The sequence below is a fragment of the Enterobacter cloacae complex sp. EB5 genome, from assembly GCF_031432835.1.
GTDB lineage: Bacteria > Pseudomonadota > Gammaproteobacteria > Enterobacterales > Enterobacteriaceae > Enterobacter > Enterobacter hormaechei_C.
On record NZ_CP133860.1, the window covers coordinates 2,022,718 to 2,049,386 of the forward strand.

The 26,669-nt window shown below is 53.5% G+C and carries 19 protein-coding genes, 1 tRNA gene and 3 rRNA genes; 17 read left to right on the plus strand and 6 right to left on the minus strand.

The window, feature by feature from the left end:
- The first annotated feature begins 128 nt into the window (after positions 1-128).
- The 7 genes from kup to rbsR all read left to right on the plus strand — a co-directional run bounded on the left by kup (position 129) and on the right by rbsR (position 8,049).
- Entirely contained in the window at positions 129-1,997 is a 1,869-nt protein-coding gene (gene kup / locus RHN82_RS09690) for a low affinity potassium transporter Kup (protein WP_006808744.1), read from the plus strand.
- Between the two features lie 197 nt (positions 1,998-2,194).
- Complete coding sequence (rbsD, locus tag RHN82_RS09695) at positions 2,195-2,614, plus strand: D-ribose pyranase (protein ID WP_003862392.1); 420 nt, start codon at positions 2,195-2,197, stop codon at positions 2,612-2,614.
- Positions 2,615-2,621: 7 nt separating this feature from the next.
- On the plus strand, positions 2,622-4,127 hold the full coding sequence (gene rbsA / locus RHN82_RS09700; protein ID WP_040118256.1) for a ribose ABC transporter ATP-binding protein RbsA: 1,506 nt from the start codon (positions 2,622-2,624) through the stop codon (positions 4,125-4,127).
- 4 nt (positions 4,128-4,131) lie between these two features.
- A complete protein-coding gene (gene rbsC, locus RHN82_RS09705) occupies positions 4,132-5,097 on the plus strand; it encodes a ribose ABC transporter permease (protein ID WP_003862395.1) in 966 nt (321 codons plus the stop codon).
- Between the two features lie 27 nt (positions 5,098-5,124).
- Entirely contained in the window at positions 5,125-6,015 is an 891-nt protein-coding gene (gene rbsB / locus RHN82_RS09710; protein WP_003862397.1) for a ribose ABC transporter substrate-binding protein RbsB, read from the plus strand.
- Between the two features lie 108 nt (positions 6,016-6,123).
- Positions 6,124-7,053, plus strand: a complete 930-nt coding sequence (gene rbsK, locus RHN82_RS09715) for a ribokinase (RefSeq protein WP_003862399.1) — start codon at positions 6,124-6,126, stop codon at positions 7,051-7,053.
- A gap of 3 nt (positions 7,054-7,056) precedes the next feature.
- Positions 7,057-8,049, plus strand: coding sequence for a ribose operon transcriptional repressor RbsR (rbsR, locus tag RHN82_RS09720; RefSeq protein ID WP_072190029.1), 993 nt, complete (start codon positions 7,057-7,059; stop codon positions 8,047-8,049).
- Here the strand turns inward: rbsR and mdtD are convergent.
- Together mdtD and RHN82_RS09730 are read right to left on the minus strand one after the other, a co-directional pair.
- On the minus strand, positions 8,015-9,448 hold the full coding sequence (mdtD, locus tag RHN82_RS09725; protein WP_015570156.1) for a multidrug transporter subunit MdtD: 1,434 nt from the start codon (positions 9,446-9,448) through the stop codon (positions 8,015-8,017). The genes rbsR and mdtD overlap by 35 nt on opposite strands.
- Positions 9,445-10,152: a FadR/GntR family transcriptional regulator gene (locus tag RHN82_RS09730; RefSeq protein ID WP_003862405.1), complete on the minus strand. Its 708-nt coding sequence runs from the start codon at positions 10,150-10,152 to the stop codon at positions 9,445-9,447. Before RHN82_RS09730 ends, mdtD begins: the two co-directional genes overlap by 4 nt.
- A 450-nt stretch (positions 10,153-10,602) precedes the next feature.
- Between RHN82_RS09730 and RHN82_RS09735 the strand changes: the two genes are divergently transcribed.
- The 4 genes from RHN82_RS09735 to rrf all read left to right on the plus strand — a co-directional run bounded on the left by RHN82_RS09735 (position 10,603) and on the right by rrf (position 15,576).
- Positions 10,603-12,144: ribosomal RNA gene (locus RHN82_RS09735) — 16S ribosomal RNA — on the plus strand.
- Positions 12,145-12,228: 84 nt separating this feature from the next.
- Positions 12,229-12,304: transfer RNA gene (locus RHN82_RS09740), tRNA-Glu, on the plus strand.
- A gap of 183 nt (positions 12,305-12,487) precedes the next feature.
- A 23S ribosomal RNA gene (locus tag RHN82_RS09745) occupies positions 12,488-15,392 on the plus strand.
- A 68-nt stretch (positions 15,393-15,460) separates the two neighbouring features.
- A 5S ribosomal RNA gene (rrf, locus tag RHN82_RS09750) occupies positions 15,461-15,576 on the plus strand.
- Together the 16S, 23S and 5S rRNA genes with 1 tRNA gene alongside form the textbook arrangement of a ribosomal RNA operon.
- 99 nt (positions 15,577-15,675) lie before the next feature.
- Here the strand turns inward: rrf and mobB are convergent.
- Both mobB and mobA read right to left on the minus strand, forming a co-directional pair.
- Complete coding sequence (gene mobB / locus RHN82_RS09755) at positions 15,676-16,179, minus strand: molybdopterin-guanine dinucleotide biosynthesis protein MobB (RefSeq protein WP_047052496.1); 504 nt, start codon at positions 16,177-16,179, stop codon at positions 15,676-15,678.
- The gene (gene mobA / locus RHN82_RS09760; protein ID WP_047052497.1) at positions 16,176-16,760 is read right to left on the minus strand and encodes a molybdenum cofactor guanylyltransferase MobA; all 585 of its coding nucleotides are present in this window, start codon (positions 16,758-16,760) and stop codon (positions 16,176-16,178) included. Before mobA ends, mobB begins: the two co-directional genes overlap by 4 nt.
- Before the next feature lie 68 nt (positions 16,761-16,828).
- Here mobA and RHN82_RS09765 point away from each other — a divergent pair, with 68 nt between their 5' ends.
- From RHN82_RS09765 to dsbA, 3 genes are all read left to right on the plus strand, one after another.
- A complete protein-coding gene (locus tag RHN82_RS09765) occupies positions 16,829-17,098 on the plus strand; it encodes a YihD family protein (RefSeq protein ID WP_003861904.1) in 270 nt (89 codons plus the stop codon).
- Between the two features lie 75 nt (positions 17,099-17,173).
- Positions 17,174-18,160, plus strand: a complete 987-nt coding sequence (locus RHN82_RS09770; RefSeq protein ID WP_047052498.1) for a serine/threonine protein kinase — start codon at positions 17,174-17,176, stop codon at positions 18,158-18,160.
- A gap of 27 nt (positions 18,161-18,187) precedes the next feature.
- The gene (gene dsbA / locus RHN82_RS09775; protein ID WP_047052499.1) at positions 18,188-18,811 is read left to right on the plus strand and encodes a thiol:disulfide interchange protein DsbA; all 624 of its coding nucleotides are present in this window, start codon (positions 18,188-18,190) and stop codon (positions 18,809-18,811) included.
- A 22-nt stretch (positions 18,812-18,833) separates the two neighbouring features.
- Here the strand turns inward: dsbA and RHN82_RS09780 are convergent, their stop codons facing one another.
- The gene (locus RHN82_RS09780; RefSeq protein ID WP_047052504.1) at positions 18,834-19,742 is read right to left on the minus strand and encodes an acyltransferase; all 909 of its coding nucleotides are present in this window, start codon (positions 19,740-19,742) and stop codon (positions 18,834-18,836) included.
- A gap of 439 nt (positions 19,743-20,181) precedes the next feature.
- On the opposite strand from RHN82_RS09780, the gene polA reads away from it, so the two are divergent.
- Positions 20,182-22,974 carry a DNA polymerase I gene (gene polA / locus RHN82_RS09785; RefSeq protein ID WP_047052500.1) on the plus strand — a complete coding sequence of 931 codons (2,793 nt, stop codon included), beginning with the start codon at positions 20,182-20,184 and terminating at the stop codon, positions 22,972-22,974.
- A 311-nt stretch (positions 22,975-23,285) separates the two neighbouring features.
- On the opposite strand, the gene yihA is transcribed toward polA, so the two are convergent.
- On the minus strand, positions 23,286-23,915 hold the full coding sequence (gene yihA / locus RHN82_RS09790; protein WP_003861913.1) for a ribosome biogenesis GTP-binding protein YihA/YsxC: 630 nt from the start codon (positions 23,913-23,915) through the stop codon (positions 23,286-23,288).
- A gap of 579 nt (positions 23,916-24,494) precedes the next feature.
- Here yihA and yihI point away from each other — a divergent pair.
- Both yihI and hemN read left to right on the plus strand, forming a co-directional pair.
- Positions 24,495-25,010, plus strand: coding sequence for a Der GTPase-activating protein YihI (gene yihI, locus RHN82_RS09795; RefSeq protein ID WP_047052501.1), 516 nt, complete (start codon positions 24,495-24,497; stop codon positions 25,008-25,010).
- Between the two features lie 188 nt (positions 25,011-25,198).
- Positions 25,199-26,572 (plus strand): oxygen-independent coproporphyrinogen III oxidase, encoded by a 1,374-nt coding sequence (gene hemN / locus RHN82_RS09800; RefSeq protein WP_047052502.1) that lies wholly within the window; start codon positions 25,199-25,201, stop codon positions 26,570-26,572.
- Positions 26,573-26,669 lie beyond the last annotated feature (97 nt).

Sequence of the window (26,669 nt, forward strand, 5' to 3'; positions counted from 1 at the left end):
TTTCTTTGCGCTACATTAATGCGGCTGCATTTAGGGGTACGATTTTGCATTGAATCGTGCATACTGTGCGCTTTTTGTGGGCCAAGGGACTAAGCACACATTTGTTATTCAAACGAAAAGACTAGTCTATGAGCACTGATAATAAGCAATCATTACCCGCAGTAACGCTTGCGGCGATCGGGGTTGTCTACGGTGATATCGGCACCAGCCCGCTTTATACGCTTCGTGAATGTCTGTCCGGTCAGTTTGGTTTTGGTGTAGAGCGTGACGCCGTATTTGGTTTCCTCTCGCTCATCTTCTGGCTGCTGATCCTGGTGGTCTCCCTTAAGTATCTCTCTTTCGTTATGCGGGCTGATAACGCGGGCGAGGGCGGTATTCTGACCCTGATGTCCCTTGCCGGGCGCAATACGTCTGCAAGAATGACCTCCGTGCTGGTCATCATCGGCCTGATTGGCGGCAGCTTCTTCTATGGAGAAGTCGTGATTACGCCGGCGATTTCGGTAATGTCGGCCATAGAGGGGCTGGAGATTGTCGCGCCACAGCTTGATACGTGGGTGGTGCCACTCGCTATTATCGTGCTGACGTTGCTGTTTGCCATACAAAAACACGGTACCGGGCTGGTGGGTAAGCTGTTCGCGCCTATTATGCTGGCCTGGTTCCTGATCCTGGCGGCGCTGGGCTTACGCAGTATTATCGCCAACCCGGATGTCCTGCACGCGCTGAACCCAATGTGGGCGGTGCATTTCTTCCTGGAATATAAAGTGGTGTCGTTTGTGGCGCTGGGCGCGGTGGTGCTGTCCATTACCGGTGTTGAAGCGCTGTATGCGGATATGGGCCACTTCGGGAAACTCCCTATTCGCGTCGCCTGGTTTAGCGTGGTCTTGCCTTCACTGGTGCTGAATTACTTCGGTCAGGGCGCGCTGCTGCTTGCACACCCTGAAGCGATTAAAAACCCGTTCTTCCTGCTGGCGCCGGACTGGGCGCTGGTTCCGATGCTGATCCTGGCGACGCTGGCGACAGTCATTGCCTCTCAGGCTGTCATTTCCGGCGTATTCTCCCTGACGCGTCAGGCCGTGCGTCTGGGGTATCTCTCCCCAATGCGCATTATCCATACCTCAGAGATGGAGTCTGGCCAGATCTACATTCCGTTCGTCAACTGGCTGCTCTACTTCGCGGTGGTAATTGTTATCGTCAGCTTTGAGCACTCCAGTAATCTGGCGGCGGCGTACGGTATCGCGGTAACCGGAACGATGGTGTTGACCTCTATTCTCTCCACTACCGTGGCGTACCGTAACTGGCACTGGAATAAGTTCCTCGTGGGGCTGATCCTGGTTGGCTTCCTCTGCATCGACGTGCCGCTGTTCTCTGCGAACCTCGACAAGATTGTCTCCGGTGGCTGGCTGCCGCTGACGCTGGGTCTGGTGATGTTTATTGTGATGACGACGTGGAAGAGCGAACGTTTCCGCCTGCTGCGTCGTATGCACGAGCACGGTAACTCTCTGGAGGCGATGATCGCCTCGCTGGAGAAATCCCCACCGGTGCGCGTGCCGGGCACAGCGGTGTATATGTCTCGCGCGCTGAACGTGATCCCGTTTGCGCTGATGCATAACCTCAAGCACAACAAAGTGCTGCACGAGCGCGTGATCCTGCTGACGCTGCGTACCGAAGATGCGCCGTACGTTCACAACGTGCGTCGCGTACAGATTGAACAGCTGTCCCCAACCTTCTGGCGCGTGGTGGCAAGCTACGGCTGGCGCGAAACGCCGAACGTGGAAGAGGTGTTCCACCGCTGCGGTCTGGAAGGCCTGAGTTGCCGCATGATGGAGACGTCATTCTTTATGTCCCACGAGTCGCTAATCATCGGCAAGCGCCCATGGTATCTGCGCCTGCGCGGCAAGCTGTATCTCATTCTGCAACGTAACGCCCTGCGTGCGCCTGACCAGTTTGAGATCCCGCCTAATCGCGTGATTGAGCTGGGGACGCAGGTCGAGATTTAAGTCCTTCTGAATATGCCGGGTGGCGCTGCGCTTACCCGGCCTACCAGATCCTCAACATACCCGCCAAAATCACCTCAATATTTCACTTAGCGAAACGTTTCGACGTTGATCACAAATCCGTTACGTCATGATGGTTTTCTGAACACTTCTGCGGCTACACTGTTTTTAGCGAAACGTTTCGCTAGTGGAGCAAGAAAATGAAGAAAGGCACGGTTCTTAACTCAGAAATCTCATCGGTTATTTCCCGTCTTGGGCATACCGATACGCTGGTAGTTTGCGATGCAGGCTTACCGGTTCCGCGCAGCACAACCCGTATTGATATGGCGTTAACGCAGGGTGTTCCTTCGTTTATGCAGGTACTGGAAGTCGTGACGGCGGAGATGCAGGTTGAGGCGGCCATTCTCGCGGCGGAAATCAAACAACATAATCCGCAACTCCACGAAACGTTGCTCAGCCATATTGAGCAACTGCAACAACACCAGGGAAACACCATAGAAATTCGTTACACAACGCACGAGCAGTTCAAACAACAAACCGCAGACAGTCAGGCGGTGATTCGCAGCGGGGAGTGTTCCCCGTATGCGAATATCATTCTCTGTGCTGGCGTCACCTTCTGAGGCCATCATGGACGCATTACTGCAACTCAAAGGGATCGATAAGTCGTTCCCGGGCGTAAAAGCCCTCTCCGGCGCGGCGCTGAACGTCTATTCCGGGCGCGTCATGGCGCTGGTGGGCGAAAACGGCGCGGGCAAATCCACCATGATGAAAGTGCTGACCGGTATCTACCAACGCGATGCCGGTTCGCTGCTGTGGCTGGGTAAAGAGACCACCTTCAACGGCCCGAAATCCTCTCAGGAAGCGGGCATCGGCATCATCCACCAGGAGCTGAACCTGATCCCGCAGCTCACCATTGCGGAGAACATCTTCCTCGGCCGTGAGTTCGTGAACCGGTTTGGCAAAATCGACTGGAAAACCATGTATGCCGAAGCGGACAAACTGCTGGCGAAGCTGAATCTGCGCTTTAAGAGCGACCGACTGGTGGGCGACCTTTCCATCGGCGATCAGCAGATGGTGGAAATCGCGAAGGTGCTGAGCTTCGAGTCGAAGGTCATCATTATGGATGAACCGACCGACGCCCTGACCGATACCGAAACCGAATCCCTGTTCCGCGTGATCCGTGAGCTGAAATCGCAGGGCCGCGGCATTGTCTATATCTCTCACCGCATGAAAGAGATCTTCGAAATCTGCGACGACGTCACCGTGTTTCGCGACGGGCAGTTTATTGCCGAGCGCGAAGTAGCAACCCTGACCGAAGATTCGCTGATCGAAATGATGGTGGGACGTAAGCTCGAAGATCAGTATCCGCATCTGGATAAAGCGCCGGGAGAGATCCGCCTGAAGGTGGATAACCTCTGCGGGCCGGGCGTGAATGACGTCTCCTTTACCCTGCGCAAGGGCGAGATCCTTGGCGTCGCAGGCCTGATGGGAGCGGGACGTACCGAACTGATGAAAGTGCTCTATGGCGCACTGCCGCGCACCAGCGGCTACGTTACCCTCGACGGCCATGAGGTGGTCACCCGCTCGCCGCAGGATGGCCTGGCGAACGGCATTGTCTATATTTCCGAAGACCGTAAGCGCGACGGCTTAGTGCTGGGCATGTCGGTGAAAGAGAACATGTCCCTGACTGCGCTAGGCTATTTCAGCCGCAGCGGCGGCAGCCTGAAACACAAAGATGAGCAGCAGGCGGTCAGCGATTTTATCCGTCTCTTTAACGTTAAAACCCCATCGATGGAGCAGGCGATTGGCCTGTTGTCCGGCGGGAACCAGCAGAAAGTGGCGATTGCCCGCGGGCTGATGACGCGCCCGAAAGTGCTGATCCTGGATGAGCCTACCCGCGGGGTGGACGTGGGCGCGAAGAAAGAGATCTATCAGCTGATTAACCAGTTCAAGGCCGACGGTCTGAGCATCATTCTGGTCTCTTCCGAGATGCCAGAGGTATTAGGCATGAGCGATCGCATTATCGTCATGCATGAAGGGCATCTCGGCGGTGAATTCACTCGCGAGCAGGCCACCCAGGAAGTTCTGATGGCTGCCGCTGTGGGCAAGCTTAATCGCGTGAATCAGGAGTAAGAAGATGACTACCCAGGCTGTTTCTGGTCGCCGCTATTTCACAAAGGCATGGCTGATGGAACAAAAATCGCTGATTGCCCTGCTGGTGCTGATCGCGATTGTGTCGACCATGAGCCCGAACTTTTTTACCGTCAATAACCTGTTCAACATTCTTCAGCAGACCTCCGTCAACGCCATTATGGCGGTGGGGATGACGCTGGTGATTTTGACCTCGGGTATCGATCTGTCCGTCGGTTCCCTGCTGGCCCTCACCGGCGCGATCGCCGCGTCGATTGTCGGTATCGAGGTCAACGCGCTGGTGGCCGTTGCCGCTGCGCTGGCGGCAGGTGCGGCAATTGGCGCCGTAACCGGCGTGATTGTGGCGAAAGGTCGCGTTCAGGCGTTCATCGCCACGCTGGTGATGATGCTGCTGCTGCGCGGTGTGACCATGGTGTACACCAACGGCAGCCCGATTAATACCGGCTTTACCGATAACGCCGATCTGTTTGGCTGGTTTGGTATCGGTCGCCCGCTGGGTGTCCCGACCCCGGTCTGGATCATGGCTATCGTTTTCCTGGCGGCGTGGTACATGCTGCACCATACCCGTCTGGGTCGTTATATCTATGCGCTGGGCGGTAACGAAGCGGCAACGCGTCTGTCCGGTATCAGCGTTAATAAAGTCAAAATTATCGTTTACTCCCTGTGCGGCCTGCTGGCGTCTCTGGCGGGCATCATCGAAGTGGCGCGCCTCTCTTCCGCGCAGCCAACGGCGGGTACGGGCTATGAGCTGGATGCCATCGCGGCAGTGGTTCTGGGCGGTACGAGTCTTGCGGGCGGTAAAGGTCGCATTGTTGGGACATTGATCGGCGCACTGATTCTTGGTTTCCTGAATAATGGTTTGAATTTGTTAGGTGTTTCCTCCTATTACCAGATGATCGTTAAGGCAGTGGTGATTTTGCTGGCGGTCCTGGTAGACAACAAAAAACAGTAACTGACGACACTACAGGACATCTTAGATATGAACATGAAAAAACTGGCTACCCTGGTTTCTGCTGTCGCGCTGAGCGCAACCGTAAGTGCTAACGCCATGGCCAAAGATACCATCGCGCTGGTTGTCTCTACCCTGAACAACCCGTTCTTCGTCTCCCTGAAGGATGGCGCGCAGAAAGAAGCCGATAAACTGGGCTACAACCTGGTGGTGCTGGATTCTCAGAACAACCCGGCGAAAGAGCTGGCTAACGTTCAGGACTTAACCGTTCGTGGCACCAAAATTCTGCTGATCAACCCAACCGATTCCGACGCGGTCGGTAACGCCGTGAAGATGGCAAACCAGGCGAAGATCCCGGTCATCACCCTGGACCGTCAGGCAACGAAAGGGGATGTGGTCAGCCACATTGCGTCTGATAACGTCCTGGGCGGTAAAATCGCTGGCGACTACATCGCGAAGAAAGCAGGCGAAGGCGCGAAAGTGATCGAGTTGCAGGGTATCGCCGGGACTTCCGCGGCCCGTGAACGTGGTGAAGGCTTCCAGCAGGCTGTAGCGGCGCACAAATTCAACGTGCTGGCGAGCCAGCCGGCAGACTTCGACCGTACAAAGGGCCTGAACGTCATGCAGAACCTGCTGACCGCGCATCCTGATGTGCAGGCGGTATTCGCACAGAACGACGAAATGGCGCTGGGCGCGCTGCGTGCGCTCCAGACTGCGGGTAAATCAGATGTGATGGTTGTCGGATTTGACGGCACGCCGGATGGTGAAAAAGCAGTAAATGATGGCAAACTGGCTGCGACCATCGCTCAGCTGCCTGAGCAGATTGGCGCGACTGGCGTGCAAACTGCCGATAAAGTGCTGAAGGGTGAAAAAGTTCAGGCCAAATATCCTGTTGACCTGAAACTGGTCATTAAGCAGTAAAGGCGATTCAGGCAGTCGCTGGCTGCCTGAGGGACACCAAATAAAAGAAAAGTGTGGCATACGCCACCGGGTAAGACCGGTGGCGCTCTCAGATGGACACCTCAATACATGAAAACCGCAGGCAACCTCGTCGTCCTTGGCAGTATCAATGCCGATCACATTCTTAACCTTGAAACGTTCCCCACTCCGGGCGAAACCGTCACTGGCAATCAGTATCAGGTGGCGTTCGGCGGTAAGGGCGCAAACCAGGCAGTTGCAGCCGGACGCAGCGGGGCGAATATCGCGTTTATCGCCTGTACGGGTGATGACGATACCGGCGAGCGTGTACGCAAACAGCTGGCAAGCGACAACATCGACATTGCACCCGTCAGCGTGGTTGCAGGGGAATCTACCGGCGTGGCGCTGATTTTCGTCAATGCGGAAGGTGAGAATGTCATCGGTATTCATGCAGGGGCTAATGCCGCGTTAACGACTGAACGCGTCGAAGCGCAGCGTGGAATCATCGCCGGAGCGGAAGCCCTGCTGATGCAGCTGGAGTCACCGGTTGAAAGCGTGCTGGCCGCCGCGAAAATTGCGCATGAAAATCATACCTCTGTCGTACTTAACCCTGCGCCTGCCCGTGTATTATCAGACGAGCTGCTGGCGCTGGTGGATATCATCACCCCGAACGAAACCGAAGCGGAAAAGCTAACGGGTATCCGTGTCGAAAATGATGACGATGCAGCGCGTGCCGCGCTTGCGCTGCATGATAAAGGCATCGGCACCGTAATCATCACCCTCGGCAGCCGTGGGGTGTGGGCTAGCGTCAATGGCGAAGGCCGTCGCGTGCCGGGCTTTAAGGTCAAAGCCATTGATACCATCGCCGCAGGAGACACCTTCAACGGTGCGCTGGTAACGGCGCTGCTGGAAGGAAAAGCAATGGATGACGCGATCCGCTTCGCGCATGCCGCCGCTGCGATTGCGGTGACGCGTAAAGGCGCTCAGCCTTCTGTTCCATGGCGTAAAGAGATTGATGAATTCTTAAGTCAGCAGGGGTAACGCTTGGCCACAATGAAAGATGTCGCCCGTATGGCGGGCGTTTCTACCTCGACTGTTTCCCACGTTATCAATAACGATCGCTTCGTCAGCGAGGCGATTCGGGAGAAAGTTGACGCTGCAATTAAAGAACTCAACTATGCGCCGTCTGCGCTGGCCCGCAGCCTGAAGCTCAACCAGACGCGCACCATCGGCATGCTGATCACGGCCAGTACCAACCCTTTTTATTCTGAACTGGTGCGCGGCGTGGAGCGCAGTTGCTTCGAACGCGGCTATAGCCTGGTGCTATGTAATACCGAAGGCGATGAGCAGCGCATGAACCGAAACCTGGAGACGCTGATGCAAAAACGCGTCGACGGGCTGCTGCTGCTCTGTACCGAAACGCATCAACCTTCGAAAGAGATCATCCAGCGCTACCCTTCTATTCCCACGGTGATGATGGACTGGGCGCCGTTCGACGGCACCAGCGATCTGATCCAGGATAACTCGCTGCTGGGCGGCGATATGGCGACTCAGCATCTGATCGATAAAGGACATACCCGCATTGCCTGTATTACCGGCCCGCTGGATAAAACCCCGGCGCGCTTGCGTCTGGAAGGCTATCTTTCGGCCATGGCACGGGCGGGGCTTGCCATTCCTGATGGCTATCGCATCACCGGCGATTTCGAATTTAACGGTGGATTTGAAGCAATGCAGAAACTGCTGGCGCAAGAGCCGCGTCCGCAGGCGGTGTTTATCGGTAACGATGCGATGGCATTCGGAGCTTATCAGGCGCTGTATCAGGCGGGATTACGTGTTCCGGACGACATGGCGATCGTCGGTTACGATGATATCGAACTGGCGCGCTACATGACGCCGCCGCTGACCACCATCCATCAGCCGAAAGATGAACTGGGTGAGCTGGCCATTGATGTGTTGATCCACCGCATGGCCCAGCCCACGCTGCAACAGCAACGTTTGCAGCTTACTCCTGTTCTGATGGAACGCGGTTCGGTTTAGCCTTCTCTTTGTGACGCTCTTTAATCAGGTTCCGGCCGTCTTTTGGTTTTAACAACATAAAGACCACCGCCGATACCACGGTAAGCGCGCCCATGGTGATAAAGGTATAGTGGAACTGCTCAACGGTATTAGTTCCCTCGAACCCTTCATAAAACCGCAGTACCGCCGCGCTCACGGCAACCCCGAGGCTGATCGACAGCTGTTGAGTGACCGCCAGTACGCTGTTGCCGCTGCTGGCATTCTCGTCGGTGAGGTCCGCAAGGGTGATGGTGTTCATCGACGTAAACTGCGTCGACATGGCCATACCCAGCACAAACAGCGGCAGGATCAGCATCCAGATTGGTAACGCCGCAGATTGCAGGGAGAACTGCGCAATCATCAATCCGATAAAGATCGTCACGCCAACCAGCGTCTTACGATAGCCAAACCAGCGCAGCACCTGCGTGACCGTCGATTTTGCCAGAATTGAGCCCATCGCCGTGGGCGCCATCATGCAGCCAGCAATCAGGGCCGGATAGCCGAAACCGACCTGGAGCATCAGCGGCATCAGGAACGGTACGCAGCCCGTGCCCAGACGCGAAGCAATATTGCCCGCGATCCCGACGGAGAACGTTCGGGTGTTAAACAGAGATAAAGAGATAAGCGGTGTCGGATGGCGACGCGCATGACGTATATATAGAAGGAACAGCAGAATACCGCTGAGGATGACGGCCAGCGCCAGCCACGTCGCTACGATTTTCTCGCCAAACAGCTCCATCCCGCTGGAGAACAGGACCAGGCTCAGGCCAAACAGGAAGAAACCACCCATATCGAAGCTGCGTCTTGGCGTGGTGAAGTTCGGCATATATTTGCGGGCATAAATCAGCCCTGCCACACCAATCGGAATATTAATCAGGAAGATCCAGTGCCAGCTTGCCCAGGTCACCAGTACGCCGCCGAGAACCGGGCCAAGTATCGGACCGACCAGCCCCGGCATAGTCACAAAGTTGAGCACCGGGAGCAGTTCGCTGCGCGGATAGGCGCGCAATAACGCCAGACGCGCGACGGGCATCATCATCGCGCCGCCTATCCCCTGTAGAACGCGGAAGATAACCAGTTCCGTCAGAGAGGTGGAGAGAGCGCAAGCCAGAGAACCGAGCGTGAACAGCGTCACCGCCAGCATGAACACTTTGCGTGTGCCGAAACGATCGGCCAGCCAGCCGCTGACCGGAATAAGCATCGCCACCGTCAGGGTATAACTGATGATGGCGGATTGCATCGCCAGCGGGGAGCGGTTAAGGCTTTGGGCGATGGCGGGAAGGGCGGTATTGAGGATAGTGGCATCCAGTGCCTGCATAAAGAACGCCATGGCTGCAATCCACGGCAGTCCGGCCATACTGCGTGCTTTTTTCTCTGTCATTTATTTACCTGCTGGTGGGTTGGCGCGGCCAGCAACGCCTGGCACGCACTCAGGGCTCGCTGCCCGTCGCTCTCCTGAATGGCATCGACTATCGCCTGATGCAGATCCAGCTTCACCACCTCATCCTGTGTGATAGAGGTAAAGTAAGTGTGGTACACAGAATGGAATAAAGAAGCAAAGGAGGTCAGGAAAGGATTTCCGCTCATATTATAGATATGTTCATGCCAGGCCATATCGACCGCTATCCAGCGTTCGCGGTTAAAGTGCTTTTTCAGATCCACCATCTCTTCCATCAAAGTATTGAGCTGCGCTTTTTGCTCTGCTGTGCCGAGCGTGGCGGCAAGCAGACAGGCCTGAGGTTCAAGACTGCTGCGCATAACCAGAAAGTGATCGACGACCTGATTAAAGTTATCTTCGGTCATCCACCAGGTGAGCAACTCCTGATCGAGAAAGTTCCAGTTTCCCTGAGGCATAACGCGGGTGCCAATGCGCGGGCGTGGAAGCACCATCCCTTTCGCCGTTAATGTTTTTACCGCTTCGCGAACGGCGGTACGGCTAACGCCAAACTGATCTCCCAGCTCCATCTCGCTGGGCAGGATGCTACCTGGAGCATATTTACCCGCTAAGATCAGCTGCGCCAGTTTCTCTGCCAGCACATAGGACAGGTTTTTTTGAGCTGCCAGCTGTTGTGCGCTTAATGGCATCGCTTTTATTCCTTAAATATTGATGCGGCTAATTATGCCATCTCAGGTGTGATTGTGGTTGCAGATACATCAAATAGAACAATTTGTAGCTGGATCTCATCGCTTTTGGTGAAAAAAAACACGGTCAGAAACTTTTTTTAAATTTCCTCTTGTCACTTCAGAAGAACTCCCTATAATGCGCCTCCACTGACACGGAACAACGGCACGCAAGCCGCCGGGTCAGCAGAGAAAAGCAAAACAAACGCTTGACTCTGAAGCGGGAAAGCGTAATATGCACACCCCGCGCCGCAGCGAAAACGAAGCGGCACTGCTCTTTAACAATTTATCAGACAATCTGTGTGGGCACTCAAAGTGACATGGATTCTTAACGTCCTCGGACGAAAAATGAATACCAAGTCTCTGAGTGAACACGTAATTCATTACGAAGTTTAATTCACGAGCATCAAACTTAAATTGAAGAGTTTGATCATGGCTCAGATTGAACGCTGGCGGCAGGCCTAACACATGCAAGTCGAACGGTAACAGGAAGCAGCTTGCTGCTTCGCTGACGAGTGGCGGACGGGTGAGTAATGTCTGGGAAACTGCCTGATGGAGGGGGATAACTACTGGAAACGGTAGCTAATACCGCATAACGTCGCAAGACCAAAGAGGGGGACCTTCGGGCCTCTTGCCATCGGATGTGCCCAGATGGGATTAGCTAGTAGGTGGGGTAACGGCTCACCTAGGCGACGATCCCTAGCTGGTCTGAGAGGATGACCAGCCACACTGGAACTGAGACACGGTCCAGACTCCTACGGGAGGCAGCAGTGGGGAATATTGCACAATGGGCGCAAGCCTGATGCAGCCATGCCGCGTGTATGAAGAAGGCCTTCGGGTTGTAAAGTACTTTCAGCGGGGAGGAAGGCGGTGAGGTTAATAACCTCATCGATTGACGTTACCCGCAGAAGAAGCACCGGCTAACTCCGTGCCAGCAGCCGCGGTAATACGGAGGGTGCAAGCGTTAATCGGAATTACTGGGCGTAAAGCGCACGCAGGCGGTCTGTCAAGTCGGATGTGAAATCCCCGGGCTCAACCTGGGAACTGCATTCGAAACTGGCAGGCTAGAGTCTTGTAGAGGGGGGTAGAATTCCAGGTGTAGCGGTGAAATGCGTAGAGATCTGGAGGAATACCGGTGGCGAAGGCGGCCCCCTGGACAAAGACTGACGCTCAGGTGCGAAAGCGTGGGGAGCAAACAGGATTAGATACCCTGGTAGTCCACGCCGTAAACGATGTCGACTTGGAGGTTGTGCCCTTGAGGCGTGGCTTCCGGAGCTAACGCGTTAAGTCGACCGCCTGGGGAGTACGGCCGCAAGGTTAAAACTCAAATGAATTGACGGGGGCCCGCACAAGCGGTGGAGCATGTGGTTTAATTCGATGCAACGCGAAGAACCTTACCTACTCTTGACATCCAGAGAACTTTCCAGAGATGGATTGGTGCCTTCGGGAACTCTGAGACAGGTGCTGCATGGCTGTCGTCAGCTCGTGTTGTGAAATGTTGGGTTAAGTCCCGCAACGAGCGCAACCCTTATCCTTTGTTGCCAGCGGTCCGGCCGGGAACTCAAAGGAGACTGCCAGTGATAAACTGGAGGAAGGTGGGGATGACGTCAAGTCATCATGGCCCTTACGAGTAGGGCTACACACGTGCTACAATGGCGCATACAAAGAGAAGCGACCTCGCGAGAGCAAGCGGACCTCATAAAGTGCGTCGTAGTCCGGATTGGAGTCTGCAACTCGACTCCATGAAGTCGGAATCGCTAGTAATCGTGGATCAGAATGCCACGGTGAATACGTTCCCGGGCCTTGTACACACCGCCCGTCACACCATGGGAGTGGGTTGCAAAAGAAGTAGGTAGCTTAACCTTCGGGAGGGCGCTTACCACTTTGTGATTCATGACTGGGGTGAAGTCGTAACAAGGTAACCGTAGGGGAACCTGCGGTTGGATCACCTCCTTACCTTAAAGAACCTGCCTTTGCAGTGCTCACACAGATTGTCTGATGAAAAGTAAATAGCAAGGCGTCTTGCGATTGAGACTGTACGTCCCCTTCGTCTAGAGGCCCAGGACACCGCCCTTTCACGGCGGTAACAGGGGTTCGAATCCCCTAGGGGACGCCACTTGCTGGTTCGTGAGTGAAAGTCACCTGCCGTCATATCTCAAAACTGACTTACGAGTCACGTTTGAGATATTTGCTCTTTAAAAATCTGGATCAAGCTGAAAATTGAAACGACACACAGCTCATGTGTGTTCGAGTCTCTCAAATTTTCGCAACCATGAAGTGAAACATCTTCGGGTTGTGAGGTTAAGCGACTAAGCGTACACGGTGGATGCCCTGGCAGTCAGAGGCGATGAAGGACGTGCTAATCTGCGAAAAGCGCCGGCGAGGTGATATGAACCCTTGACCCGGCGATGTCCGAATGGGGAAACCCAGTGCAATCCGTTGCACTATCGTTAACTGAATACATAGGTTAACGAGGCGAACCGGGGGAACTGAAACATCTAAGTACCCCGAGGAAAAGAAATCAACCGAGATTCCCCCAGTAGCGGCGAGCGAACGGGGAGCAGCCCGGAGTCTGAATCAGTTTGTGTGTTAGTGGAACGGTCTGGAAAGTCCGACGGTACAGGGTGATAGTCCCGTACACGAAAGCACACTTGCTGTGAACTCGAAGAGTAGGGCGGGACACGTGGTATCCTGTCTGAATATGGGGGGACCATCCTCCAAGGCTAAATACTCCTGACTGACCGATAGTGAACCAGTACCGTGAGGGAAAGGCGAAAAGAACCCCGGCGAGGGGAGTGAAAAAGAACCTGAAACCGTGTACGTACAAGCAGTGGGAGCCTCTTTATGGGGTGACTGCGTACCTTTTGTATAATGGGTCAGCGACTTATATTCTGTAGCAAGGTTAACCGTATAGGGGAGCCGAAGGGAAACCGAGTCTTAACTGGGCGTTAAGTTGCAGGGTATAGACCCGAAACCCGGTGATCTAGCCATGGGCAGGTTGAAGGTTGGGTAACACTAACTGGAGGACCGAACCGACTAATGTTGAAAAATTAGCGGATGACCTGTGGCTGGGGGTGAAAGGCCAATCAAACCGGGAGATAGCTGGTTCTCCCCGAAAGCTATTTAGGTAGCGCCTCGTGAACTCATCTTCGGGGGTAGAGCACTGTTTCGGCTAGGGGGCCATCCCGGCTTACCAACCCGATGCAAACTACGAATACCGAAGAATGTTATCACGGGAGACACACGGCGGGTGCTAACGTCCGTCGTGAAGAGGGAAACAACCCAGACCGCCAGCTAAGGTCCCAAAGTCATGGTTAAGTGGGAAACGATGTGGGAAGGCACAGACAGCCAGGATGTTGGCTTAGAAGCAGCCATCATTTAAAGAAAGCGTAATAGCTCACTGGTCGAGTCGGCCTGCGCGGAAGATGTAACGGGGCTAAACCATGCACCGAAGCTGCGGCAGCGACACTATGTGTTGTTGGGTAGGGGAGCGTTCTGTAAGCCGTTGAAGGTGTGCTGTGAGGCATGCTGGAGGTATCAGAAGTGCGAATGCTGACATAAGTAACGATAAAGCGGGTGAAAAGCCCGCTCGCCGGAAGACCAAGGGTTCCTGTCCAACGTTAATCGGGGCAGGGTGAGTCGACCCCTAAGGCGAGGCCGAAAGGCGTAGTCGATGGGAAACAGGTTAATATTCCTGTACTTGGTGTTACTGCGAAGGGGGGACGGAGAAGGCTATGTCAGCCGGGCGACGGTTGTCCCGGTTTAAGCATGTAGGCGGAGGTTCCAGGTAAATCCGGTACCTTATTAACGCTGAGGTGTGATGACGAGGCACTACGGTGCTGAAGTGATAAATGCCCTGCTTCCAGGAAAAGCCTCTAAGCATCAGGTAACACGAAATCGTACCCCAAACCGACACAGGTGGTCAGGTAGAGAATACCAAGGCGCTTGAGAGAACTCGGGTGAAGGAACTAGGCAAAATGGTGCCGTAACTTCGGGAGAAGGCACGCTGATGTGTAGGTGAAGCCCCTGCGGGCGGAGCTGAAATCAGTCGAAGATACCAGCTGGCTGCAACTGTTTATTAAAAACACAGCACTGTGCAAACACGAAAGTGGACGTATACGGTGTGACGCCTGCCCGGTGCCGGAAGGTTAATTGATGGGGTTAGCTGTAAGGCGAAGCTCTTGATCGAAGCCCCGGTAAACGGCGGCCGTAACTATAACGGTCCTAAGGTAGCGAAATTCCTTGTCGGGTAAGTTCCGACCTGCACGAATGGCGTAATGATGGCCAGGCTGTCTCCACCCGAGACTCAGTGAAATTGAACTCGCTGTGAAGATGCAGTGTACCCGCGGCAAGACGGAAAGACCCCGTGAACCTTTACTATAGCTTGACACTGAACACTGGTCCTTGATGTGTAGGATAGGTGGGAGGCTTTGAAGCGTGGACGCCAGTCTGCGTGGAGCCGCCCTTGAAATACCACCCTTTAATGGCTGGTGTTCTAACGTAGACCCGTAATCCGGGTTGCGGACAGTGTCTGGTGGGTAGTTTGACTGGGGCGGTCTCCTCCCAAAGAGTAACGGAGGAGCACGAAGGTTGGCTAATCCTGGTCGGACATCAGGAGGTTAGTGCAATGGCATAAGCCAGCTTGACTGCGAGCGTGACGGCGCGAGCAGGTGCGAAAGCAGGTCATAGTGATCCGGTGGTTCTGAATGGAAGGGCCATCGCTCAACGGATAAAAGGTACTCCGGGGATAACAGGCTGATACCGCCCAAGAGTTCATATCGACGGCGGTGTTTGGCACCTCGATGTCGGCTCATCACATCCTGGGGCTGAAGTAGGTCCCAAGGGTATGGCTGTTCGCCATTTAAAGTGGTACGCGAGCTGGGTTTAGAACGTCGTGAGACAGTTCGGTCCCTATCTGCCGTGGGCGCTGGAGAATTGAGGGGGGCTGCTCCTAGTACGAGAGGACCGGAGTGGACGCATCACTGGTGTTCGGGTTGTCATGCCAATGGCACTGCCCGGTAGCTAAATGCGGAAGAGATAAGTGCTGAAAGCATCTAAGCACGAAACTTGCCCCGAGATGAGTTCTCCCTGAGACTTTAAGTCTCCTGAAGGAACGTTGAAGACGACGACGTTGATAGGTCGGGTGTGTAAGCGCAGCGATGCGTTGAGCTAACCGATACTAATGAACCGTGAGGCTTAACCTTACAACGCCGAAGGTGTTTTGGCGAAGAGACAGACGATATTTTCAGCCTGATACAGATAACAGAATTTGCCTGGCGGCTTTAGCGCGGTGGTCCCACCTGACCCCATGCCGAACTCAGAAGTGAAACGCCGTAGCGCCGATGGTAGTGTGGGGTCTCCCCATGTGAGAGTAGGGAACTGCCAGGCATCAATCAAGTGAAGAGGCCATCCGGAAGGATGGCCTTTTTGCGTTTGTTTACTGAAAAACGGCGGGCCGGGTAAGGCGAAGCCGTCACCCGGCAGATCTCAGACTGCATTCCACGCCAAAATAAACTCTGCAATCCCCTCCACATTATTCAAATCCAGAACCGGTACTTCCAGCGTCAACGCAACGTCACTGGCCACGGCAATCACATGTTCATCCAGCGTTAACTCACTTACGTCATGTCCGGCATCGCTTCTGAATAGCAGGATCTTCGCAACAGCCTCATGCTTAAACCCCTCAACCAGCACCAGATCCAGCGTGGAGTGATCCATCCGGCTGACAAGATAAGCGAGATCCAGCGGTGCTTCATCCGGTGTTTCTGTCATTAACGCCCAGCGCTGGTTACTCGCCACCATCGTTTGTGCAGCGCCAGCCTTACGCAGCTCATAGCTATCTTTCCCCGGCTTATCGACATCCATATTATGGTGCGTATGCTTAATCAATCCGGGCCGAATGCCTTTAGCGCAAAGTGCAGGTATCAGTTTTTTTAGCAGCGTAGTCTTCCCGGTGCCACTCCAGGCTGAGATCGCTAATACGGGTATCATTTCTTCTCCTGCATCATCTGCAAATCTTCCGTCGTGTTTACATTCACAAACGCCGATTTCATGTCGCTGAAATCAACGGAATGCCCTCCGGACTGACGCATAAATACCATGACGCGTCGCTCTCCTGTGGCCAGGTAATCTTCCAGCGCCGATATTAACGAGCGATTAATCAATGCGATCGTTGGATGGTCGCGTTCACCGTCGTGTACCCAGACGACGGGAGCATCACCGCGCCGCTGCACCAGACGTTCAACCAGACAGGACGGGATGAAGGGCGTATCACAGGAACAAAAGAGAAACCACTCTCCGTACGACTGCTGCATAACGGAAAGCATTCCCGCCAGCGGACCGGGGTAGTCCACCAGGTTGTCCTGATAAACCGGATACCCGCTGCGCTGATAAATAACCACATGTCGGTTAGCGCTGATCGCTATCGACGACACCTGATCTGCAAGCGTATCAGCAACATGCTGCCATAATGGTGTGTTGTTCAGGAGCTGAAGCCCCTTATCCTTTCCGCCCATTCGCGTTGCTCTGCCCCCGGCCAGAACAACTCCGATGATTTCCTGGCATTGATTCACGAATATCGCCTCTTTTATTGTGGGATTGACCCTGCTAACGTGTCTCTCTAAATGAAAGGAGCACTACCATGAAATGTAAACGTCTTAATGAAGTCATTGAGCTTCTCCAGCCGGCCTGGCAAAAAGAGCCAGAGCTGAATCTGATGCAATTTTTACAGAAACTGGCGAAAGAGTCAGGTTTTGATGGCGAACTGGCAGACCTTTCTGACGACATCCTGATCTACCACCTGAAAATGCGTGACTCGGCCAAAGATGCTGTTATTCCTGGCATTCAGAAAGATTATGAAGAGGATTTTAAAACCGCATTACTGCGCGCCCGAGGCGTAATTAAAGAGTAAAAGCTTGTAAGCGGAGCCACCGAAATCGCCACAAGATGATATCCTGAATCATTCGTATAATTTCCGGATGATCGGATGAACGACCAGGCTTTTACTTTCCAGACACTACACCCGGATACCATTATGGATGCGCTGTTCGAGCAGGGTATTCGGGTGGATTCCGGGTTAACCCCTTTAAACAGCTACGAAAACCGTGTCTACCAATTTCAGGACGAAGAGCGCCAGCGCTTTGTCGTTAAGTTTTACCGTCCACAACGCTGGTCCGCAGAACAAATTCAGGAAGAGCATCAGTTTGCCCACGATCTGCTGGATGACGATGTTCCCGTTGCGGCACCGATTAAATTCAATAACCAAACGCTGCTGACCCATCAGGGCTTTTACTACGCGGTATTTCCGAGCCTGGGCGGAAGACAGTTTGAGGCAGATAATATCGATCAGATGGAATGGGTTGCCCGCTATCTGGGGCGCATTCATCAGACGGGACGTAAAAAACCGTTTGTTGCCCGTCCGACGATTGGTGTTCAGGAATATCTTGTTGAGCCGCGACAGGTATTCGAAACATCGGCGCTGATCCCGAATGCGCTAAAGGATAATTTCCTCACGGCGACCGATAAGCTTATTGATGCTGTAAAAGCCTGCTGGCGGGATGATATTACTACTCTGCGCCTGCACGGTGACTGCCACGCCGGGAATATTCTCTGGCGTGATGGGCCGCTATTTGTCGATCTTGATGACGCACGTATGGGACCCGCTGTGCAGGATCTGTGGATGCTGCTCAACGGTGATAAAGCCGAGCAGCGCATGCAGCTTGAGACCATAATTGAAGCTTATGAAGAATTTAGCCCCTTTAATTCAGACGAAATTGCCTTGATAGAGCCTTTACGTGCGATGCGATTTGTTTATTATCTCGCGTGGTTAATCAGGCGTTGGGAAGACCCGGCTTTTCCCCGAAATTTCCCCTGGCTTACCGGGGAGGATTACTGGCGCAACCAGATATCCACATTTACCGAGCAGGTTAAGGTTCTACAGGAACCCCCTCTGCAATTAACGCCGATGTATTAATTGGACACACCCAGGAGAGAGTTGATCATGAAAAAAATTTGGCTGGCGCTGGCTGGTATGATTCTGGCATTTAGCGCAACTGCTGCGCAGTTTACCGACGGCAAGCAGTACATAACGCTGGACAAGCCTGTTGCTGGCGAGCCTCAGGTGCTGGAGTTCTTCTCCTTCTACTGCCCGCACTGCTACGAGTTTGAGCAGGTACTTCATGTTTCTGACAACGTGAAGAAAAAGCTGCCGGAAGGCACCAAAATGACGAAATACCACGTTGAGTTCCTTGGCCCACTGGGTAAAGACCTGACTCAGGCATGGGCGGTCGCGATTGCGCTGGGTGTGGAAGATAAGATCACCGCGCCTATGTTTGAAGCCGTACAGAAAACCCAGACCGTACAAACTACGGCAGATATCCGTAAAGTATTCGTGGATGCCGGTGTGAAAGGTGAAGACTACGACGCTGCCTGGAACAGTTTCGTGGTGAAATCTCTCGTGGCACAGCAGGAAAAAGCTGCCGCTGACCTCCAGTTGCAGGGCGTGCCGGCGATGTATGTTAACGGCAAATACCAGGTGAATATGCGTGGTATGGACACGACCAGCATGGATATCTTCGTACAACAGTACGCTGATACCGTGAAATACCTGGTTGAGAAAAAGTAACAACCACAAAGAAAAACGCCGGTCACTGACCGGCGTTTTTGTATGAAGATTTAATCTTCGCTATCTGCTCGTCTTTCTCTTTCCAGAGTGTATTAAGCCAAAGCTGGAAACGACGTTTGAAGTTTTTATCGTTGACGTAATCCCCGTGCAGTTCAGTATTGACGGGCACCAGATCAACGCGGACAACGATACGCGTCAGCCTGCCGCTGAGCATATCGTAGAACGGCGTCCTGTCGTTTTCCGGATAGCAGAGCGTTACGTTCAACAATTTATCGAACTGCTCACCCAGCACGTTGAGCGCCATTGCGATACCCGCAGCCTTTGGCGGCAACAGGTTCTGATAATGAGAGCGAGTTTGCTGGCGCTTCTCTTCGGTAAAGCGCGATCCTTCGACGAAGTTAACAATGGTGGTGGGATGCGCGCGAAACTTCTCGCAAGAACGGCGCGTGGTTTCCACGTCCTTACCGCGGCGTTCCGGATGACGAATCAAATAGCTGCGTGAATAGCGTTTCATAAACGGCATATCCAGCGCCCAGCAGGCCAGACCAATGAAAGGCACCCAGGCCAGCTGCTGTTTCAGAAAGTATTTGTTCATCGGAATGTGTTTGCGAAACAGTACGCACAATACAACGATGTCGGCCCAGCTGTGGTGATTACAGATCAGCAGATACCAGTTCTTTTTGTTCAGCTTCTCCAGACCCTGAACGTCCCACTTCAGCCAGGGGTTCAGATGCAACAGGATCGCCAGGCCTTCACACCAGCAGTACATCATAAAATTACAAAAAGCAGACACCGCGCGCCATACCGGAGGGACAGGCAGCAGGAGCTTAATTATTCCGGCAACGATGATTGGCACAGAACAGGCGATGGTAACCAGAATAGTTAAAATGACGCTTAACAATAATGTTATCGCAGCGAGTATTCTCGACATGATGAATTTTTTCAGATAGTTAGCTGTAATTGAGCAGCCGGCTATCCGGTGCTGGGCGCCGATCTTATCAGAAATTCGCTCAGACCAGGGCGCTTTCACACCAGGAGGCCGCGGCTTTTCCTGCCAGGCCGCGAATTTTTCCCTATAGACAGGGTGCTTAAGTCTTATATCCACATAGACTAAATAACCATCAGTGAGGCGCGATCTTAATTGATCTCGTGTTAATGCTTTGATTTAACTAGATAAATAAGTTTTTGGTGTCACTTTTATAAAGCTGTTATTCACCTGCATTAAAAATATGCACAAACTTATCCACAGTTTTGTTTTGCGAGCGATCTTCCCGATCGCAAAATCTTTTTCTGTATAAAGCGCTAAAACCTGATGTTTTCATCCTTCTGTGGCATCCTTTACCCATAAATTCATAAAAGGCACGGACATTATGGTTCAGATCCCAGAAAACCCACTTATACTCGTCGATGGCTCTTCTTACCTGTATCGGGCGTATCATGCGTTTCCTCCTCTGACCAACAGCGCAGGGGAACCTACCGGCGCAATGTACGGCGTGCTGAATATGCTGCGCAGCCTGATTCTGCAATACCATCCAACCCATGCGGCCGTGGTGTTTGATGCGAAGGGTAAAACCTTCCGCGATGAATTATTTGAGCATTACAAATCTCACCGTCCCCCTATGCCTGACGATCTGCGCGCGCAGATTGAACCGCTGCACGCTATGGTGAAAGCGATGGGGTTGCCACTGCTCGCGGTCTCAGGCGTTGAAGCTGACGACGTAATTGGTACCCTGGCGCGCGAAGCGGAAAAAGCAGGCCGCCCGGTTCTGATCAGTACCGGTGATAAAGATATGGCGCAGCTGGTAACGCCAGGGATCACGCTGATCAACACCATGACCAACACCATTCTTGGCCCGGAAGAAGTGGTCGCCAAATATGGCGTGCCGCCAGAGCTCATTATTGATTTCCTCGCCCTGATGGGCGATTCCTCGGATAACATTCCTGGCGTGCCGGGCGTGGGTGAAAAAACAGCTCAGGCGCTGCTGCAAGGGCTGGGCGGGCTGGATACGCTGTATGCAGAGTCCGACAAAATTGCCGGTCTTACCTTCCGTGGCGCAAAAACCATGGCCGGAAAGCTTGCCGATAACAAAGAGGTGGCTTATCTCTCCTATCAGTTAGCTACCATCAAAACTGACGTAGAGCTGGAGCTTACCTGCGAGCAGCTGGAAGTGCAGGAACCCGCCGCCGACGAACTGCTTGGCCTGTTCAGAAAATACGAATTTAAACGCTGGACCGCGGATGTTGAAGCCGGGAAATGGCTTCAGGCGAAAGGGGCTAAACCTGCGGCGAAGCCGAAAGAGACCATCGTTGTCGATGCCGAAGAGCAGGCAGAAGAAGAGGCAATAGCGCTCTCCTTCGACAACTATGAAACCATCCTTGAAGAGTCACGGCTCGTCGCCTGGATTGAAAAGCTAAAAAAAGCGCCAGTATTTGCTTTCGATACCGAAACGGACAGCCTCGATAACATTACGGCTAATATGGTGGGCCTGTCATTCGCGACGGAGCCGGGTATTGCCGCCTATGTTCCGGTGGCTCACGACTATCTGGATGCGCCGGAGCAAATCTCCCGCGAGCGCGCCTTAGAACTGCTAAAGCCGATTCTGGAAGACGAGAAAGCGCTGAAGGTCGGGCAAAACCTGAAGTATGACCGCGGTATTCTGCAAAACTACGGCATTGAGCTGCGTGGTATCGCTTTTGACACCATGCTGGAATCTTACATTCTGGACAGCGTGGCGGGCCGCCATGATATGGATTCCTTATCCGATCGTTGGCTGAAACACAAAACCATCACCTTTGAAGAAATTGCCGGTAAGGGCAAAAATCAGCTGACTTTTAACCAGATCGCGCTGGAAGAAGCAGGCCGCTACGCTGCGGAAGACGCTGACGTCACGCTACAGCTGCATCTCAAAATGTGGCCGAAATTGCAGAAGCACGAAGGGCCGCTGAATGTGTTCCAGAACATTGAGATGCCGCTGGTGCCTGTGCTGTCTCGTATTGAGCGTAACGGCGTTAAAATCGACCCAACGGTGCTGCATAACCACTCTGGTGAGCTGGCGCAGCGCCTGACCGAGCTTGAACAGAAAGCGCATGAGCTTGCTGGCGAGGCATTTAACCTGTCGTCACCGAAACAGCTGCAAACTATCCTGTTTGAAAAACAGGGTATCAAGCCGCTGAAGAAAACCCCAGGCGGCGCCCCTTCAACGTCTGAAGAGGTGCTGGAAGAGCTGGCGCTGGACTATCCCCTGCCAAAAGTTATTCTGCAATACCGCGGTCTGGCTAAGCTGAAATCGACCTATACCGATAAACTGCCGTTGATGATCAACCCGAAAACGGGCCGCGTGCACACCTCCTATCACCAGGCTGTGGCGGCGACCGGGCGACTTTCGTCAACCGATCCTAACCTTCAGAACATTCCGGTGCGTAATGAAGAGGGCCGCCGTATTCGCCAGGCTTTCATTGCGCCAGAGGATTATCTGATTGTCTCCGCGGACTACTCGCAAATCGAACTGCGTATTATGGCGCACCTGTCACGCGACAAAGGCCTGCTGACGGCCTTTGCCGAAGGCAAGGACATCCACCGGGCAACCGCTGCCGAAGTGTTTGGGCTGCCGCTGGAGAGCGTGACAAACGAGCAGCGTCGTAGCGCAAAAGCGATCAACTTCGGTCTGATTTACGGCATGAGTGCCTTTGGTCTTTCACGCCAGCTCAATATTCCGCGTAAAGAGTCGCAGAAGTATATGGATCTCTACTTCGAGCGGTATCCGGGCGTGCTGGAATATATGGAACGTACCCGCGCCCAGGCGAAAGAGAAAGGCTACGTTGAAACGCTGGATGGGCGTCGTCTCTACCTTCCGGATATCAAATCCAGCAACGCCGCGCGTCGCGCGGGTGCTGAACGTGCTGCGATCAACGCCCCCATGCAGGGCACTGCGGCGGACATCATTAAACGCGCAATGATCGCCGTCGATGCCTGGCTCGAAAAAGAGAAGCCGCGCGTGAAAATGATCATGCAGGTACACGATGAACTGGTCTTTGAAGTTCATAAAGACGATCTGGAAAAGGTCTCTCAGAAGATCCATGAACTGATGGAAAACAGCATGAAGCTGGACGTTCCGTTGCTGGTGGAAGTGGGTAGCGGCGAAAACTGGGATCAGGCTCACTAAGGGTTAACGGAATAACGCGCGTTTTATGTAAGTAAGCAACATAAGTACGCGCGTTTTGTGACGATCATTAGAATTCCCTATGTAAAGAATGAAAAAAAACTACAAAAAGTGCTTTGTCCAGCGATAAAAAAAGAGTAGAGTTAACGACGTAGGGTACAGAGGTAAGATGTTCTATCTTTCAGACCTTTTACTTCACGTAATCGGATTTGGCTGAATATTTTAGCCGCCCCAGTCAGTAATGACTGGGGCGTTTTTTATTGCGGCAAAGAAAGTTTCAGGCGAAAAAAGCGCGGTCATCGCCGCGCCTGTTGTTACTCTGCTTCCGCTTCTGTCGCCGGTTCCAGATCGTTAAACCAGCTGTCGAGCTTCTGTCGCAGTTTATCCACGCCCTGCTTTTTCAGCGAGGAGAACGGTTCAACCTGCACATCACCGTTGAATGCCAGCACCGCTTCACGAACCTTGTTCACCTGCGCCTTGCGCGCGCCGCTCGCCAGCTTATCCGCTTTTGTCAGCAGCACCAGCACCGCAATATCGCTTGCCACCGCCCAGTCAATCATCTGCTGGTCGAGATCTTTTAGCGGATGACGAATATCCATCAGCACCACCAGACCTTTCAGACACATGCGTTTTTCCAGGTATTCACCCAGCGCACGCTGCCATTTGATCTTCATCTCTTCCGGTACCTGCGCGTAACCGTAGCCCGGTAAATCGACCAGGCGTTTGCCTTCAGCCACTTCAAACAGGTTAATCAGCTGAGTACGGCCAGGTGTTTTTGAGGTACGCGCCAGGTTTTTCTGATTGGTGAGCGTATTCAGGGCACTGGATTTTCCCGCATTGGAGCGGCCAGCAAATGCCACTTCAATCCCTGTGTCTGAGGGCAGGTGGCGAATATCGGGCGCACTGGTGACAAAATGCGTCTGTTGGTAGTTCCAGGTAGTCACGTGGTCGTCTCCAAAAATCGTAATCTGCGGGGATTATACCTGAATGCGGGCAAAAGGCTTTTCCCTTCGTCATTGACATGTAAGTGAAAGCCCTACGGAATGTAAGAGATCTGCCCTTAAGCGTATGAGAAATTTAAGAGAAATCGCAGGCGCTAAAAAACTCAAAATATTAAAATTCAAAGAGTTATTAATGAGTAATTATCTGAAAATCCGGTTTTGTACCTTTTCGTTGCTTGTTAGTTTAAAGGAACAAGGTAAAGTGTGTGCCACGGCGAGGATGCCAACAGGATAACGACTTAAGGATAAGGGTCAGGAGCGCCAGGAGGCGAAGACTCAGGATTGTCAGGACGACCGGCGCCTGGAGGCGTTTTTAACAGGAAACGGAACCGTATCACGGACGGTAGTAGCCAAGGGATAAACAGGGTTTGTTGCAGGCAAACAGGGAATGTCTGACCCGTTAAGGGTTGTGAGTCAGGAAAAAAGGCGACAGATTGCTCTGTCGCCTTTTTTCTTTGCTTGCTTTCTGCTAGATTTCGCCGCAATTCTATACTGAAGAAAACGACTTAAAGATAAAACATCATGAAAAAACCGACCTCCGCTGCGGGCGCGAAACGCCCTGCAAAAGCACGCCGCAAAACGCGCGAAGAATTGAATCAGGAAGCGCGCGATCGCAAACGCGATAAAAAACATCGTGGTCATGCTGCGGGTAGCCGTGCTAACGGTGGCGGTGCCGCAGGCGCTTCTGCAAAAGGCAAACAGCAGAAAGATCCTCGTATCGGCAGTAAAACTCCCATTCCACTGGGCGTGACAGACACGCCGGTCACTAAGCAGCACAAACCAAAGAGCGAGAAACCTATGCTTTCACCGCAGGCTGAGCTGGATATGCTGGAGAACGATGAGCGCCTGGACGCGCTGCTGGAACGTCTTGAAGAGGGTGAAACCCTGACTGCTGAAGAGCAGTCCTGGGTGGATGCCAAACTGGACCGCATTGATGAACTGATGCAGAAGCTGGGTCTGTCCTACGATGATGAAGAAGACGAAGAGGAAGACGAAAAGCAGGAAGATATGATGCGTCTGCTGAAAGGTGGAAACTAACATTTGCACCCGGCAGGTACACTCGTCCTGCTTATAACCCTTCCGGTTATATGTTATCTGGTGTGGTTATTCGTTAAACTACGGCGGTTGTCGCGGCGACAGAAGTGGCTGCGCACCCGAATGATGGCCCGCAACGGGACCAGAACGGGCCGCCGTATACGAACGCGACACCAACGGAAGGAGTGAGCATGTCTGTACCATCTATCGACTGGGATTTGGCCCTGATCCAGAAATATAACTATTCCGGGCCGCGTTATACCTCATACCCCACCGCGCTGGAGTTTTCTGACGCTTTCGGCGAGGCGGATTTTCAGCAAGCTGTGGCGCGCTATCCCGAGCGCCCGCTGTCGCTCTACGTCCATATTCCGTTCTGCCATAAGCTCTGCTACTTCTGTGGCTGCAATAAAATCGTTACCCGCCAGCAGCACAAAGCCGATCAATACCTCGATGCGCTCGAACAGGAAATTCTGCACCGCGCACCGCTGTTTAAAGGCCGTCACGTCAGCCAGCTTCACTGGGGCGGTGGTACGCCAACCTATCTGAATAAAGCGCAGATCAGCCGCCTGATGGCGCTGCTGCGCGGCAATTTTAGTTTTAACGACGACGCTGAAATTTCGATCGAGGTCGATCCGCGAGAAATCGAGCTGGATGTGCTGGATCATTTACGCGCCGAAGGCTTCAATCGCCTGAGTATGGGCGTACAGGACTTCAACAAAGAAGTACAGCGCCTGGTTAACCGCGAGCAGGACGAAGCGTTTATCTTTGCCTTACTCAACCATGCGCGTGAAATCGGCTTTACCTCAACGAATATAGACCTGATTTACGGCCTGCCGAAGCAGACGCCGGAGAGCTTCGCCTACACGCTTAAACGCGTGGCTGAGCTTAACCCGGACCGTCTGAGCGTCTTTAATTACGCGCACCTGCCGACGCTGTTCGCCGCTCAGCGCAAAATCAAAGATGCGGATCTGCCTTCCGCCCAGCAGAAGCTGGACATTTTGCAGGAGACCATCGCCTCGCTGACCGAAACCGGCTATCAGTTTATCGGGATGGATCACTTTGCCCGCCCTGACGACGAACTGGCGATTGCCCAGCGCGAAGGTGTTCTCCACCGTAACTTCCAGGGCTACACCACCCAGGGCGATACCGATCTGGTCGGAATGGGCGTCTCCGCCATCAGCATGATTGGCGACTGCTATGCCCAGAACCAGAAAGAGCTGAAGCTGTACTACCAGCAGGTTGATGAAACGGGTAATGCATTGTGGCGCGGCATTGCGTTAACGCGCGACGACTGCATCCGTCGTGATGTGATTAAGGCGCTTATCTGCAACTTCCGTCTCGAATTCCGCGAGGTGGAGGCGCAATGGGATCTGCAATTCAGCGATTACTTTGCCGAAGACCTGAAGCTTCTGGCGCCGCTGGCGAAGGACGGGCTGGTGGATGTGTCGGAGAGCGAGGTGGTCGTCACGCCGAAAGGGCGTCTGTTGATTCGTAATATCTGCATGTGCTTTGACGCCTATCTGCGTCAGAAAGCGCGTTTACAGCAGTTCTCGCGGGTGATTTGAGCTGCAATGCCGGGTGGCGCTTCGCTTACCCGGCCTACATCTCGCACTTATGTAGGCCGGGTAAGGCGAAGCCGCCACCCGGCTTTTCATCAATAGC